At 42.2% G+C, this 14,727-nt stretch carries 6 protein-coding genes and 4 pseudogenes; 5 read left to right on the forward strand and 5 right to left on the reverse strand.

Features of this window, described 5'->3' with window-relative positions; genetic code table 11:
* Positions 1 to 11: 11 nt before the first annotated feature.
* Both KFQ09_RS19375 and KFQ09_RS19380 read left to right on the forward strand, forming a co-directional pair.
* Positions 12 to 1,280 carry a glutamate-5-semialdehyde dehydrogenase gene (locus tag KFQ09_RS19375; protein WP_017359465.1) on the forward strand — a complete coding sequence of 423 codons (1,269 nt, stop codon included), beginning with the start codon at positions 12 to 14 and terminating at the stop codon, positions 1,278 to 1,280.
* Between the two features lie 86 nt (positions 1,281 to 1,366).
* Complete coding sequence (locus tag KFQ09_RS19380; protein WP_035703211.1) at positions 1,367 to 1,930, forward strand: GNAT family N-acetyltransferase; 564 nt, start codon at positions 1,367 to 1,369, stop codon at positions 1,928 to 1,930.
* 53 nt (positions 1,931 to 1,983) lie between these two features.
* Here the strand turns inward: KFQ09_RS19380 and KFQ09_RS19385 are convergent.
* A pseudogene (locus KFQ09_RS19385) lies at positions 1,984 to 2,275 on the reverse strand (IS5/IS1182 family transposase); the annotation flags it as partial.
* A gap of 106 nt (positions 2,276 to 2,381) precedes the next feature.
* On the reverse strand, positions 2,382 to 2,951 hold the full coding sequence (locus KFQ09_RS19390; protein WP_058336761.1) for a GNAT family N-acetyltransferase: 570 nt from the start codon (positions 2,949 to 2,951) through the stop codon (positions 2,382 to 2,384).
* 88 nt (positions 2,952 to 3,039) lie between these two features.
* Here KFQ09_RS19390 and KFQ09_RS19395 point away from each other — a divergent pair, with 88 nt between their 5' ends.
* Entirely contained in the window at positions 3,040 to 3,861 is an 822-nt protein-coding gene (locus tag KFQ09_RS19395; protein ID WP_017367416.1) for a MerR family transcriptional regulator, read from the forward strand.
* A gap of 59 nt (positions 3,862 to 3,920) precedes the next feature.
* Here the strand turns inward: KFQ09_RS19395 and KFQ09_RS19400 are convergent, their stop codons facing one another.
* The 3 genes and pseudogenes from KFQ09_RS19400 to KFQ09_RS19410 all read right to left on the reverse strand — a co-directional run bounded on the left by KFQ09_RS19400 (position 3,921) and on the right by KFQ09_RS19410 (position 8,475).
* Complete coding sequence (locus KFQ09_RS19400; protein WP_255835894.1) at positions 3,921 to 5,750, reverse strand: ABC transporter ATP-binding protein; 1,830 nt, start codon at positions 5,748 to 5,750, stop codon at positions 3,921 to 3,923.
* Positions 5,747 to 7,479: pseudogene (locus KFQ09_RS19405) on the reverse strand (ABC transporter ATP-binding protein). Before KFQ09_RS19405 ends, KFQ09_RS19400 begins: the two are co-directional and overlap by 4 nt.
* 94 nt (positions 7,480 to 7,573) lie before the next feature.
* Positions 7,574 to 8,475, reverse strand: a pseudogene (locus KFQ09_RS19410) (LysR family transcriptional regulator).
* A gap of 153 nt (positions 8,476 to 8,628) precedes the next feature.
* Between KFQ09_RS19410 and gltB the strand changes: the two are divergent.
* Positions 8,629 to 13,198, forward strand: a pseudogene (gltB, locus tag KFQ09_RS19415) (glutamate synthase large subunit).
* Between the two features lie 16 nt (positions 13,199 to 13,214).
* Positions 13,215 to 14,699 (forward strand): glutamate synthase small subunit, encoded by a 1,485-nt coding sequence (gltD, locus tag KFQ09_RS19420; RefSeq protein ID WP_047946545.1) that lies wholly within the window; start codon positions 13,215 to 13,217, stop codon positions 14,697 to 14,699.
* Positions 14,700 to 14,727: the final 28 nt, after the last annotated feature.

Genomic DNA, 14,727 nt, shown 5'->3' on the forward strand with positions numbered 1-14,727 from the left:
GGAGGAATTTCATGACACTGACAGCTGAAGTTGTCACATCGGTCAAAGAAAAAGCGAAAAAAGCAAAGCACGTATCAAAAAAACTAGGTTTACTTCAAACAGAGGAAAAAAATGAGGCGTTGCTGAAAATAGCAGAAACACTCGAACAGCAAAGTAATTTTATTTTACAGGAAAATCAAAAGGATTTAGAGGCAGGAAAAGAAAAGGGCTTCTCTGAAGCATTAATGGATCGATTAATGTTAAATGAAGAGAGAATTCATGAGTTTGCGGAAAGTTTGCGGCTTGTGACGAGATTAACAGATCCTGTTGGAGAAATATTGGATGAATGGACTCTTGAGAACGGCTTACATGTGAAAAGCCGAAGAGTACCGCTCGGCGTGATCGGGATGATCTATGAAGCGAGACCGAATGTCACTGTCGATGCAGCAGGGCTTGCCCTCAAGGCAGGCAACTCAGTGATTTTAAAAGGCGGTTCCTCCGCTATTTCTTCCAACAAAGCCATCGTCCGCGTCATTCATGAGGCATTGGATCAAACAAAGATCCCTCGTGATGCGGTACAGTTTATTGAACAAACAGACCGTTCATCGGTTCAAGCGATGTTTCATCTAAAAGAATGGATCGATGTTTTAATTCCGAGAGGCGGGGCTTCTTTAATCAAAACCGTTGTAGAAGAATCGACCATTCCAGTTCTTGAAACAGGGACAGGGAACTGCCATATCTTTATTGATCAAACAGCGAATGTAGAAAAAGCCATTCAGATTGTCATCAATGCGAAAACAAATCGTCCGGCCGTTTGTAATGCGCTTGAGACTCTGATCGTTCATCGCGATTGGCTGAAAGAAAATGGTGCAGCATTGAATGAAGCACTGCTTCAGCACCAAGTCACTGTGCACGGGGATCAAGACGCTCAATCCTTCTTTTCCGAAGCGGTTCCTGCGGAGGAAGTGGATTGGACAGATGAGTATTTAAGTCTTGATCTTGCGGTGAAAGTCGTTGACTCAATTGAGGGCGCCATTCACCACATTGATCAGTACGGAACCAAACATTCAGAAGCCATCGTAACAGAGGATGAAAAAAACGCACAAATCTTTCTAAACGAAGTCGATGCGGCTGCTGTTTATCATAACGCATCTACACGTTTTACAGATGGCGGTGCACTAGGATATGGCGCTGAAATTGGCATTTCTACTCAAAAGCTGCACGCAAGAGGGCCAATGGGACTTCCTGCACTGACAACAACAAAGCTGCTTCTGTCTGGTGATGGTCAGATTAGAAGCTAGAATGAATGTAACGAACACTACCTTTCTCCTTGGGGTAGTGTTTTTTTAGTGTATGATAAAAGAAGAGAGAAAAAAGGGGGAACGACATGGAAACGATCAACTCATCGATCTATTTAAGAGATTTCAAAGAAAGCGATGCTGAAGCACTGGCAACACTTGAATATGAAAATCGCGAGTTCTTTCAGCCATTTACTTCATTTAGACAAGAGGATTTTTACACCATCCCCGAACAATTGAAGCGAATTCAGACATTTCAGCAAAGCCGCCAAAAAGACGAAACATATGCAAAAGGAATTTTCCACCGCGCGTCACATCAGCTCATTGGCACAATCACATTATCTGGTGTTGTCAGAGATGTTCTTCAAAGCGCCTGGCTTGGATACGGACTTGATCAAAAACATAATGGAAAAGGCTACACAACTGAAGCAATTGCCCTCATGCTAGATGAGGCATTTCATGTGCTGGATCTTCACAGAATTGAAGCAGGTGTTCAGCCTCATAATATAGGTTCCATACGAGTACTTGAAAAGGCAGGTTTTCAAAAAGAAGGTCTATCTAGACAAAATGTAAAAATCAATGGGGAGTGGAAAGATCATTATTTGTTTGCGATTCTTGCGACGGATGAAAGGCCTCACATTATATCAAAATAAAAACTCCCCAGATGAGGGGTTTTCACTGATTTTAATACAATTTATCTGTTGACTTAGGCTGGACATGGTCCTTCCCATGTCCAGTTTGCTAGCTTTTTGAGATTCATGGCAGCGAAAATAAGCATCGCCTATATTGAAACTTTTTTGAGTCCACAAAGTTTCGTCCAATTGACTTTGTGTACAGTTATCTAAAAACGAGCAGGACTTGCATATCTCTGAATCAGACGCATATTGCTTATAGCCTTCTCTAGTCGTTGTACGATAATGCCCGTTGGGGCAAATGTAACAATCAATATGCATCATACACGTATTCATTCTTTTCAAATAACCAGCTTTTGTTCTTGGCGAATGCGAGGTTTTGTCTACATGCTGAAAAGAAGACAAAGGGCTAATCAAGTTCATTTTAGCCCTTTGTCAACAATCTGACTCCCCCATATGAGGGGGAGTTTTTTTATGAACTTGAACGGTCTTTTTTCATGACTTTCTCAAATTTGAAAAATTCAAATGTCTCAGGCGCTAAAGGGTCATTTTCTTGATCGTTCTCATGAGGCAAGCTCGGATCTGGATGGTGCAAGTGATAAAACTCAACAATCTGAAACCCGCATTTGTTCACATAAAAATGAATGTTGCGCTTTTCAAAATAAGGAGTGACAACTTCCCACACCTTCGTTTCTGGATATTGCGCCTCAATGGCTTTCCATGCTGCCTGACCAATGCCTCGGCTGTGAGATGATGAAGAGATATATAACAGGTCCACCGAATTGCGGTGTGTGAGAGGGTTGATTTTTAAAACAACCCCTCCTGCCTTTTGACCGTTTAGTAAAATATGATAGACAAGGTTCTCAGTCGAATAAAAAGATTCATCAATCGACTCATCAGGAGGAATTGGTCCACCTTCTGCATCGCCAAATGCATCAATGATGCCAGCTGTGAAAGCATCTTGCAGTTCTTTTTTCATCAAAGGGAAGTCTTCTTGATTTGCAAGTGATAATGTGACTTGATCTTGTGCGATTTTGTTCATGTGTAAATCCTTTCTCCACATATGTGGTGTTTCTGCATGTTATCATAAAGGATGGAGTAACTCCATAGTCAAGAAAGGAGCCCTAAAAATGATGAGCGATGTTCAAAAAACATTTTTAACTGGAGAATTTGCGGCATTATTTGAAGTGAAAAAAGATACACTGCTCTATTATGATAAGATCGATTTGTTTAAGCCGGCAGGTGTTCAGGAAAATGGGTACCGTTATTATACATTTGAACAGTTTGATCATTTCATGGCCATTCAATCTCTTCGTGCTGTTCAATTTCCGATCAAACAATTAAAACAATACTTTACTGAGCCTTCTCAGGATAAATTGCAAAGTCTTGCGGTTGAGCAAGCAGAAAAGGTCGGGGAGGAGATCCAAAAACTACAGGATATTCAATCTTTTCTTTTTCGTGTGATCGAGACAACGAATGAATTATCATCAGTGAAAACAGGGGAGGTCTTGTTTCAAGAACTGCCAGAAGAACCGATCGTCCTTAGTACATCAAACCCGATTGATTCAAACACACCTATAGAAGAAATTTCTCGAATTGTAGGAGAATTTCTGAAAGGGATTGGGATTAAAGGTGCCGCGGCAAATGGTTCTGTTTTAAACAAGGAGCAGTTTTTGCAGCGTCATTATCATCAATCTGATAGGCTGTTTTGCCGAATGGAAGGGCCGGATGCAGTCAAAAAGCCTGCGGGTCTATATGCAGTCATGTATCAACAAGGAACATATGAAGAGATGGAGACTGCCTATTCACGTTTATTAGATCGAATCGAAGCAGAGGATATGATACTGGATGGAGATGTCTTTGAGGAGTATTTACTTCATTCTCTGATGTCTAAAAATGAAGCGGATTACATGACGAAACTTAGTGTGAAAGTCAGAAAACGGGAAGCTTAAGGCATCACAAAAAGGATAGACAGGCATTTTTACATGCTGTCTATCCTTTTTGGTGCTGTTTAACCGACTTGGTTTTCGGCAAATTGACTCATATAGAGGTCTGCATAAAAGCCTTTTTCTTTCAAAAGCTCACGATGAGTTCCTTTTTCAATGATCGTGCCATCTTTCATAACTAAAATGAGATCGGCATCTTTAATCGTTGAAAGTCGATGTGCAATAACGAAGCTTGTTCTGCCGTTCATTAATTCATTCATCGCTTTTTGAATATGCATCTCTGTCCGTGTATCGACACTGCTTGTTGCTTCATCTAAGATTAATATCTTCGGATCAGATAAGATGGCACGGGCGATGGTTAACAGTTGACGCTGACCTTGTGAGAGGTTGCCTGCATCTTCCGTTAAGAGTGTGTCATATCCATCTGGAAGGGTGCGGATGAAATCGTCTGCATAGGCATGTTTAGCGGCCTTCAACACATCCTCTTTTGAAACATTTGGTCTGCCATATGCGATGTTGTCATAAATTGTGCCTTCAAAGAGCCATGTATCCTGAAGAACCATCGCAAATAAGTCACGTACTTGCTCTCGGCTGAGGTCGGTTGTTTTTACGCCGCCAATGCGAATAGAGCCTTGATCTAGCTCGTAAAAGCGCATTAACAGATTAATAATCGTTGTTTTTCCAGCGCCTGTTGGCCCAACAATGGCCACCGTTTGTCCTTCTTGGACATGTAAATTCAAATCTTTAATAATGGATTGATCTTTCTCATAACCGAAGTGAACTTGCTCAAAGGCCACATCTCCGGTAAGAGATTCAAGATCAATCGCTGCATCTTCTTCCGCATGTTCTTCTTCCTCATCCAAAATCTCAAACACCCGTTCAGCAGAAGCGATAGCAGATTGAACTAAGTTTGCAACACTGGATGCTTGCACAAGCGGCTGCGACATTTGCTGTGTGTATTGGATAAATGCTTGCACATCCCCGACACGAATATTCCCGTTAATGACAAGAATTCCGCCAGCAACACTTACCGCCACATAGCCAAGATTCCCAATAAAGGTCATCATCGGCATCATTAAGCCGGAGATAAATTGTGCTTTTCTTGAAGATTCATATAGTTGTTCGTTTAATTGATCAAATGTATCAATGGCTTTCTTTTCATAGCCATACGCACGAACCGTCTGATGTCCTGTGAACATTTCATTAATATGTCCATTGATCATCCCTAGTTCTTTTTGCTGTGATTTAAAATGCTTTTGCGAAAATGATGTAATGCCTCGAATCGCAAACAAACTAAGAGGCAGCGTCAAACAAACAAGCAGCGTCAGCAGCGGACTGATGAAAAGCATCATGACGACAATTCCAATGACTGTAATGACAGATGTGATCACTTGCGTGAGTGCCTGCTGTAAAGAAGTATTAATATTATCAATGTCGTTCATCACCCGGCTCAGCGTGTCTCCATGTGTTGTTTTATCAAAATAACGAAGGGGGAGACGTGTGAGCTTGTCATTTGCTTCTTGCCTTAATTCAGCAATAGTCTGCTGCGAGACACCCGCCATTACATATTGCTGCACGAATGAGAAGAGAGATGCTACGACATATAATAGAACAAGCAGCAATAAAATGCGTGAAATGACATCGAATTGAACGCCAGTTCCTTGTGTAAAACTTTCAAATAGGGAAGAGGTGGCATCCCCAAGTAATTTTGGACTGACGACATTAAAAACGGTTGAACCGATCGCTGCAATCAGGACAATGATCAGCTGAAATTTCCTCGGTTTTAAATAGCCCGTTAAACGAAGAAGTGTTTTTTTAAATTCCTTCGGTTTTTGTACTGGACCCCTTGGGTGACCGCCTTTATGTCCCATTCCAGAAGACATTTTTTTACTCATCCTTGCTCCACCTCCTGACCTTCCTGTGATGCGACTATCTCTTGATAGACAAGGTTATCTTTCAGTAACTGTTCATGTGTACCGATACCTGCTATTTTTCCATCATCTAACACAATGATTTTATCGCTATGCTTCACTGTGCTGATTCTTTGAGCCACAATAATCAAAGCAGCATGCTCTTTTTCAGCTTCTAGCGCTGACCGAAGTTTTGCATCCGTTTTGTAATCAAGGGCAGAGAAGCTATCGTCAAACAGGTAGAATGCAGGTTTTCTTACGAGTGCTCTTGCAATCGAAAGACGTTGTTTTTGACCGCCAGAGAGATTCGAACCCCCTTGGTCTATCTCTGCGTGAATTCCGCCATCTTTTTGCAAAACAAATTCTTCGGCCTGTGCTGTCCGCAGTGCCTGCCAAATCTCGTCATCTGTAGCATCTCGTTTGCCAAAGCGCACATTATCAGCAATGGTTCCGCTAAATAAAATGGCTTTTTGAGAAACATAACCCATCTGACTTCTCAGTTTCTCTTGAGGCAATTCCCTAATATCGACACCATCTAATGTAATTTTTCCTTCTGTTGCTTCATAAAAACGTGTCATCAGCTGAAGAAGGGTCGTTTTCCCGGAACCTGTACTGCCAATGATCGCCGTCGTTTCACCCTTTTTGGCTTCAAACGTCATGTCTTGAACGGCTGGTTTTTCAGCATTTGAATAATAAAATGACACATTCTCAAAGCGAATGGACTGGGCTGGCTGATCAAGTTTAGTGACAGTCTCTTTTTTGTCTTTAATTTTTGGTTCTAGATTTAACACTTCATTCATCCGTTTAGCTGATGCCTGAGCTCTAGGCACCATAATAAAACTCATAGACAGCATAATGAGTGCCATTAAAATCATCATCGCATATTGAATGAAGGCGATCAGATTCCCGACTTCCATCTGTCCGGCATCAATCCGATTAGCGCCAATCCAGACAATGCCGATATTCGTGAAGTTCATGATAATGAGCATAAAAGGGAACAAGTACGCCATTAATCGATTGACCTTAAGGCCAGTATCCTTATACGATGTATTGGCTTTTTGAAAACGTTCCTTTTCGTCATCTACTCGGTTAAAGGCACGAATGACCCGAATGCCTGAAAGCGACTCTCTCATAATCAAGTTCAGCCGGTCCGTTTTCTTCTGAAGCTGGCCAAAGAGGGGGATCGCTTTTCTTGACACCAAATAAATGAACCCGCCAAGAAGGGGAGAGCTGCTAAAAAGATGAGAGATAACACAGCATCTCTAGATACAGCCAAAATAATTCCACCAACGAGCATAAGAGGCGCCCGTGTCATCATTTGTAAGATCATGATCGTGACATCTTGAACTTGTTTCACATCATTTGTGGATCTTGTAATAAAGGAAGATGTCCCGATTTTTTGAAATTCTTCTAATGAGAATTGTTCGACATGCACAAACAGCTGTCTTCTCATATCACGCCCGAAGCCTAGAGCTGTCTTAGATGACAAGTAGGACTTCCAAATCGTGAGCAAGATGGCAAGTAAAGAACAAGCCACCATCCAGCCCCCAACCTTCCATATATAAGCGACATCTCCTTGGACGATCCCGACATCAACGATATCTGCCGTAAGCGTCGGTAAATACAGCTGGAGCATACTGCTTAAAAAGGTGAGAACCACAATGGACACAACGGATAGCCGATAGGGTTTTAAAAACGATAAAATTGATTTCATACGATTACCTTTCTTCCATATAGTCTGTTGTTCTGTAACTCATCATATACAAAGAGGGATTATTTCTACAAATGAAATGTCTTGTTTTAATGAATTATTTATATTGTTCAATTTTTGAAAAGAAGTCCTTTACAAACATATAAAAATCATGGGCAGAAGGAGACATCTCTCTTGATTTAGACGCAATAATTCCGACCGTTCTTCTCACTTGAGGGAATTCAATGGGAATTTTCACTGTAAATCGCGGTGTTGTTTCATAAAAGGCACTTTCGGGTAATAAGGTAACGCCCATACCCGCTGACACGAGACCTTTAATGGCATCCAAATCTTCTCCTTCAGATGAGATAGTAGGCTCATAGCCAGCCTGCTTACAGGCATCAACCGCAATTTGTCTCAGCACATATCCTTCAGGAAACAAAACGAAATGGTCTTTTCTCAAATCACTTAAATGAATACTTCTTTGCCCGCTAAAGGGTGACTAATTGGCAAAAGGGCATAAATGCTTTCGGAAAACAAGATATTTCCTTCTATTTGAGGATCGTTTGTCGGGACGGGTCCTAAAAAGGCAAGATCAATGTCTCGATTTTTGACAGCTTCAATCAGAAACTTATAGGAACCTTGCCGAAGTAAAAAATCGACCTCTGGATATTCCAGCTTAAATGCGGAAATGACAGAAGGGAGCACTTGGCTTGCTAGACTTGTAGGAAATCCAATGTTCACTGTCCCTTTGTGGGGGTCTAAGTATTCATCAATTTGTTCTTTGGCGTAATCTATCGCTTTTAGGGCGGTTCTGACATGGTCCAAAAATTGTCTGCCGATTTTCGTTAATTTGATATTTCGTCCTTCTCGTTCGAATAAAGCCACTCCAAGTTCTTCTTCTAAATTGGCAATCTGCCGGCTGATGGCAGATTGGGCAACGTGTAAGTTTTCAGCCGCTTCTGACACGTGTTCACGGTCAGCAACTTCTACAAAATAACGTAATTGACGAAGCTCCATTTTTGCACTTCACACCCATCTATCTCAAAAAGAGATTGTTTTGATCTAAATTATATATTGTTTATATTAATTTGAAAACTTAAAATAAGTTACAGAGTTTGTGAGATTTTATTACTGTGAAAAAACGGATCTTTTAAACGGGGGAGAGAAACGATGACTTATAATCAACTACCACAACCACAAGGTCTCTACCGTCCTGAATTTGAACATGATGCATGTGGAATCGGACTGTACGCCCATTTAAAAGGGGAGGCGACACATAGTATCGTCAAAAAGGGATTGCAAATGCTGTGCCAGCTTGATCACCGCGGCGGGCAAGGCAGTGATCCGTATACAGGTGATGGTGCCGGCTTAATGGTACAACTGCCAGACGCTTTTTTTAGAAAGAACTGTCAAGACTTTGCACTTCCTGAAAAGGGCCGTTACGGGGTAGGAATGGTGTTCTTTTCAAAAGATGATGATGCCAAAACGCGTCAAGCGATCGAACAAAAGATCAACGGCTTCATTAAACAAGAAGGGCAAACATTAATTGGCTGGAGAACGGTCCCTGTTGATGCTGGGAAAATTGGAACGGTTGCAGCGAAGAGCTGTCCGGTTGTCCGGCAGGTGTTCATCGGAGCAAACGACAACGTAACAGACCGTTTGTCATTTGAACGAAAATTATATGTCATCCGTAAGCAGGCTGAAAACTGGGGAACAGCAAAGGAAAAACAATTTTACTTTGTCAGCCTGTCTAGTCAAACCATTGTATATAAGGGCTTTTAACATCAGATCAAGTTGATGCTTTTTATCTTGATCTACAGGATGAAACATTTGTTTCTGCATTTTCACTCGTTCATTCAAGATTTAGTACAAATACATTCCCGACATGGGAACGAGCGCATCCAAACCGTTACTTAATTCATAACGGAGAAATTAACACATTAAGAGGAAACATCAATTGGATGAGAGCAAGAGAACAACAATTCGTGTCTGAAGCCTTCGGAGAAGATCTAGACAAGATTTTGCCAGTGCTGAATGCAGACGGAAGTGATTCATCCATTTTAGACAATGCCTTTGAATTTTTCGTGCTTGCAGGGCGTACTCCTGCTCATACAGCGATGATGCTGATTCCTGAGCCTTGGACGGAGAATACGCACATGTCTAAAGAGAAACGGGCATTTTATGAATATCATAGTTCGTTAATGGAGCCGTGGGATGGCCCGACAGCGATTTCGTTTACGGATGGTAAACAAATCGGCGCCATCTTAGATCGGAACGGATTAAGACCTGCGAGATACTACGTGACAAATGACGATCACATCATTTTCTCATCTGAGGTCGGCGTCATCGACACAAATGAAGAAGATGTGAAGTATAAAGACCGTCTTGAACCAGGTAAAATGCTGTTAATCGATTTAGAAGAAGGACGCATTATTTCTGATGAAGAAGTGAAATCTTCGATTGCGAATGAACTTCCTTATCAAAAATGGCTCGATGAAGAAATGGTTCACGTCAATCGCTCGGAAGAAAATTCAGAAAATTCTAGTATAATGAGTGATTTGTTAACGCGTCAGCGTGCTTTCCATTATACGTACGAAGACATTCAAAAGTATTTAATTCCTTTACTAGAAGAAGGCAAGGACCCAATAGGCTCGATGGGAAGTGATACACCGCTTGCTGTGTTATCAGATCGTGCGCAGTCGCTGTTTTCTTATTTCAAACAGCTGTTTGCTCAAGTCACGAATCCGCCGATTGATGCCATTCGTGAACAGCTTGTCACATCGACCATGACTTGGTTAGGTGCTGAGGGAGATATTTTACATCCAAATGAATATTCATGCCGAAGAATTAAACTTTATACACCCGTTTTAACAAGCGGGCAGTTTAACGGCTTGAAAACGATTGTTCATAATGCCTTTAAAAGCAAAACGATTCATACACTTTTCACTGATGACCTAAAACGTGGTCTTGATGCGATGTTTGAAGAGGCAGAAAAAGCCATTCGTGAAGGGTATCTTTATTAATTCTTTCCGATCGTGATATGACGGAAGAAAAAGTGCCGATTCCACCACTTCTTGCATTGAGTGCACTTCATCAGCATCTTGTGCGTCAAGGCTTACGAACAAAGGTGAGCTTAATCGTCGAATCTGGAGAAGTAAGAGAGGTTCATCATTTTGCCGCACTGATTGGCTACGGCGCAGATGCGATCCATCCGTACCTCGTTTACGAAACATACAAACAGCTTATTGCTGAAGAAGCGATTGCGATTAGCTTTGATGAAGCTGTCACAAAGTTTGGGAAAAGTGTGACTGAGGGCGTAGTTAAAGTAATGTCTAAAGTGGGAATTTCCACTGTCCAAAGCTATCGAGGCGCACAAATTTTTGAAGCAGTCGGTATTAGTGAAGATGTCATCCAGGCGTATTTCACAGGAACAGCTTCGCAGTTAGGCGGTATTGATCTTGACACCATTGCAAGTGAAGCAAAGCTTCGTCATGAGGCTGGGTATCAGGCATCAACTGATCAAACGCTAGAATCAGGCAGTGAATTCCAGTGGAGAAAAAATGGAGAGCATCATGCCTTTAACCCAAAAACCATTCATACCCTTCAGTGGGCATGCCGCAACGAAGATTATGATTTATTTAAGCAATATACGAAGGCAGCGGATGAAGAACGAATTGGTTTCCTTAGAAATCTATTTGCTTTTCGTTCAAAACAAAAGCCAGTTCGTCTGGAAGAAGTTGAATCTGCTGAATCCATTGTACGCCGCTTTAAGACAGGTGCGATGTCATTTGGTTCATTAAGTAAAGAAGCGCATGAAGCACTAGCGATTGCGATGAACCGAATTGGCGGCAAAAGCAACAGCGGAGAAGGCGGGGAAGACCCTGCACGCTTCACAGTAGATGAGCACGGGGATGATCGCAGAAGTGCAATTAAACAGATTGCTTCTGGCCGCTTTGGTGTGAAAAGTCATTATTTAGTCAATGCAGATGAACTGCAAATTAAAATGGCGCAAGGTGCAAAGCCTGGAGAAGGCGGACAACTGCCAGGGAATAAAGTATATCCTTGGGTCGCAGACGTACGTGGTTCTACGCCAGGTGTTGGCCTAATCTCACCACCGCCTCACCATGATATTTATTCAATCGAGGATTTGGCTCAATTGATCCATGATTTGAAAAACGCAAATCGTGACGCACGCATCAGTGTCAAGCTAGTTTCTAAAGCTGGCGTTGGAACGATTGCAGCAGGTGTTGCAAAAGGGACAGCTGATGTCATCGTAATTAGTGGATATGATGGCGGTACTGGAGCTTCTCCGAAAACAAGTATTAAACATACAGGACTTCCTTGGGAGCTTGGATTGGCAGAAGCGCATCAAACCCTTGTCTTAAACGGCCTTCGAGAGCGAGTCGTTCTTGAAACGGATGGCAAATTAATGACAGGACGCGACGTTGTCATGGCTGCGATTTTAGGAGCAGAAGAATACGGCTTTGCGACAGCTCCACTTGTCGTATTAGGATGCGTCATGATGAGAGCATGTCATTTAGATACTTGCCCAGTCGGAGTCGCTACGCAAAACCCAGAACTTCGCAAAAAATTCATGGGTGACCCTGATCACATTGTCAACTTCATGATGTTTATTGCAGAGGAAGTAAGAGAAATTTTAGCTGAACTTGGCTTTACATCAATGGATGAATTGATTGGGCGTACGGATGTCTTATCAGTAAGTGAAAGAGCAAAAGCACACTGGAAAGCAGGACAGCTGAACCTTGAAACCCTGCTATATCAGCCAGAGGGACCACGCACATTCAGAACGCCGCAAAATCATAAAATTGATGAATCACTGGATATGAATGAGATTCTCCCTTATGTACAGGAAGCGCTCGATCATCAAACACCGGTTGATCTGTCACTAAACATTCGCAACATTCACCGTGTAGCTGGAACGATTACGGGCAGTGAAGTGTCTAAGCGCTACGGAGAAGAAGGTCTGCCAGAGGATACGATCACACTTCGGTTCACTGGTTCAGCTGGACAAAGCTTCGGCGCATTTGTTCCAAAGGGGATGTCTTTATATTTAACAGGTGACTCAAATGACTATATCGGCAAAGGACTCTCTGGAGGCAAAATTGCTGTCAAAACATCTGATCACTTTGTACAAAATGGACATGAGAACGTGATTGTCGGTAACGTTGCATTTTACGGCGCGACAAGCGGAAAAGCGTATATTAACGGTCGTGCAGGTGAACGATTTGCCGTTCGTAATTCAGGTGTCAATGTGGTCGTTGAAGGAATCGGTGATCACGGCTGTGAATACATGACTGGCGGACGTGTTGTCATTTTAGGTGACGTTGGGAAGAACTTTGGCGCAGGGATGTCTGGCGGTATCGCTTACGTGCATACATCCGATGCAAAACAGTTCAAAAGAATGTGTAACATGGAAATGATCATGTTTGAAAAACTCACAGATCACGAAGAAGAACAAGAAGTGAAGCAAATGATTCAGGAACACCTTGATTATACAAACAGCTCAAAAGCAGCAGCGCTTCTAGAGAACTGGGCACAAGAAAAGAATCAATTCATTAAGATCATTCCGAGAAATTACAAAATGATGCTTCAAAGCATTGAGGAACAAAAACAAGCAGGCCTCAGCCACGAGGAAGCTGTTATGTTCGCATTTGAAGCAAACACAAAACCGAAAAATAAAGAAACGGCAAACGGGCAAAAAGCAGCCGTCGCTCATTAAGAAAGGGGAGAGGACAATGGGCAAAGCAACAGGTTTTATGGATTATAAAAGAGAAAAGCCAAATGAACGTGACCCTCTCACTCGTCAAAATGACTGGAAAGAATATTCAGCTCCTTATACAGATGAGGTATTGAAACAGCAGGGTGCTAGATGTATGGATTGCGGAACACCGTTTTGTCAAATTGGGATGGAGATCAGGGGCGGCGTTTCTGGCTGCCCGATCTACAATTTAATTCCAGAATGGAATGACCTTGTCTACCGGGGCAGATGGAAAGAAGCGCTTGAAAGACTACAAAAAACGAACAATTTCCCTGAATTTACTGGAAGAGTATGTCCAGCACCTTGTGAAGGCTCATGTACCGTCGCGATCAATGATCCAGCAGTATCGATTAAAAATATCGAACGGACGATCATTGATAAAGGTTTTGAAAATGGCTGGATTACACCAAGAATTCCTTCAAGTCGTACAGGGAAAAAGATCGCAATTGTCGGATCAGGACCAGCAGGAATGGCAAGTGCAGACCAACTAAACCAAGCAGGACACGCTGTAACCGTGTTTGAACGATCTGATCGTCTAGGCGGACTGCTCACTTATGGTATTCCGAATATGAAGCTCGACAAAGAAGTCGTTGAGCGTAGAGTCAAACTTTTAAGACAAGAAGGCATTGACTTTGTGACCAATACAGAAATTGGTGTGGATATCACGGCTGATGAACTGAAAGAGCAATTTGATGCGGTCATCCTTTGTACAGGTGCACAAAAGCAGCGTGACTTGTTAATTGAAGGTAGGGAAGCAAAAGGGATTCACCTGGCAATGGATTATTTAACACTCGCAACAAAAAGCATGCTTGATTCAGGATTCAAAGATAAAAACTTTATTGACGCAAAAGGGAAAGACGTTATTGTGATTGGCGGAGGAGATACAGGCGCTGACTGCGTCGCAACTGCACTTCGCCAAAAAGCAAAAAGTGTTGTTCAATTCGGAAAGCATCCAAAGCTTCCAGATACACGTGTAGGGGATAACATGTGGCCAGAACAGCCTTATGTCTTCTCTCTAGATTATGCTTACGAAGAAGCACAAGCAAAATTTGGAGAAGATCCGCGGCAATATTCGATTCAAACCACAAAGATTGTGGCTGATAAAAATGGGAAGTTAAAAGAGCTTCATACCATTCAAATGGAAAAGGTGAAAAACGAGCAAGGGAAGTTTGAATTTCATGAGATTCCAGGAACAGAGAAGGTATGGCCAGCTCAGCTAGTCTTTATTGCGATTGGTTTTGAGGGAACTGAACAGCCGCTAGTGAAACACTTTGGCGTGGACAGCAAAAACAATCGGATTGACGCAAAATATGGGGAATATACAACGAATGTAGAAGGCGTATTTGCAGCGGGAGATGCAAGACGCGGTCAAAGCTTGATTGTCTGGGCAATTAACGAAGGCAGACAAGTGGCGCATGAGGTAGACCGTTATTTAATGGGGAGTTCGGTTCTGCCAAAATAGGTCAAACAAAGGGTGTTTACCATATATA

Source organism: Bacillus sp. FS02, from assembly GCF_024398395.1.
In the GTDB taxonomy this organism is placed as follows: Bacteria; Bacillota; Bacilli; order Bacillales; family Bacillaceae; genus Bacillus; species Bacillus altitudinis.

Excerpts from the sequence above, each read along its gene's own strand:
- KFQ09_RS19375 (WP_017359465.1), top strand. The coding sequence starts at position 12 with ATGACACTGACAGCTGAAGTTGTCACATCGGTCAAAGAAAAAGCGAAA.
- KFQ09_RS19380 (WP_035703211.1), top strand. The coding sequence starts at position 1,367 with ATGGAAACGATCAACTCATCGATCTATTTAAGAGATTTCAAAGAAAGC.
- KFQ09_RS19390 (WP_058336761.1), bottom strand. The coding sequence starts at position 2,951 with ATGAACAAAATCGCACAAGATCAAGTCACATTATCACTTGCAAATCAA.
- KFQ09_RS19395 (WP_017367416.1), top strand. The coding sequence starts at position 3,040 with ATGATGAGCGATGTTCAAAAAACATTTTTAACTGGAGAATTTGCGGCA.
- KFQ09_RS19400 (WP_255835894.1), bottom strand. The coding sequence starts at position 5,750 with ATGAGTAAAAAAATGTCTTCTGGAATGGGACATAAAGGCGGTCACCCA.
- gltD (WP_047946545.1), top strand. The coding sequence starts at position 13,215 with ATGGGCAAAGCAACAGGTTTTATGGATTATAAAAGAGAAAAGCCAAAT.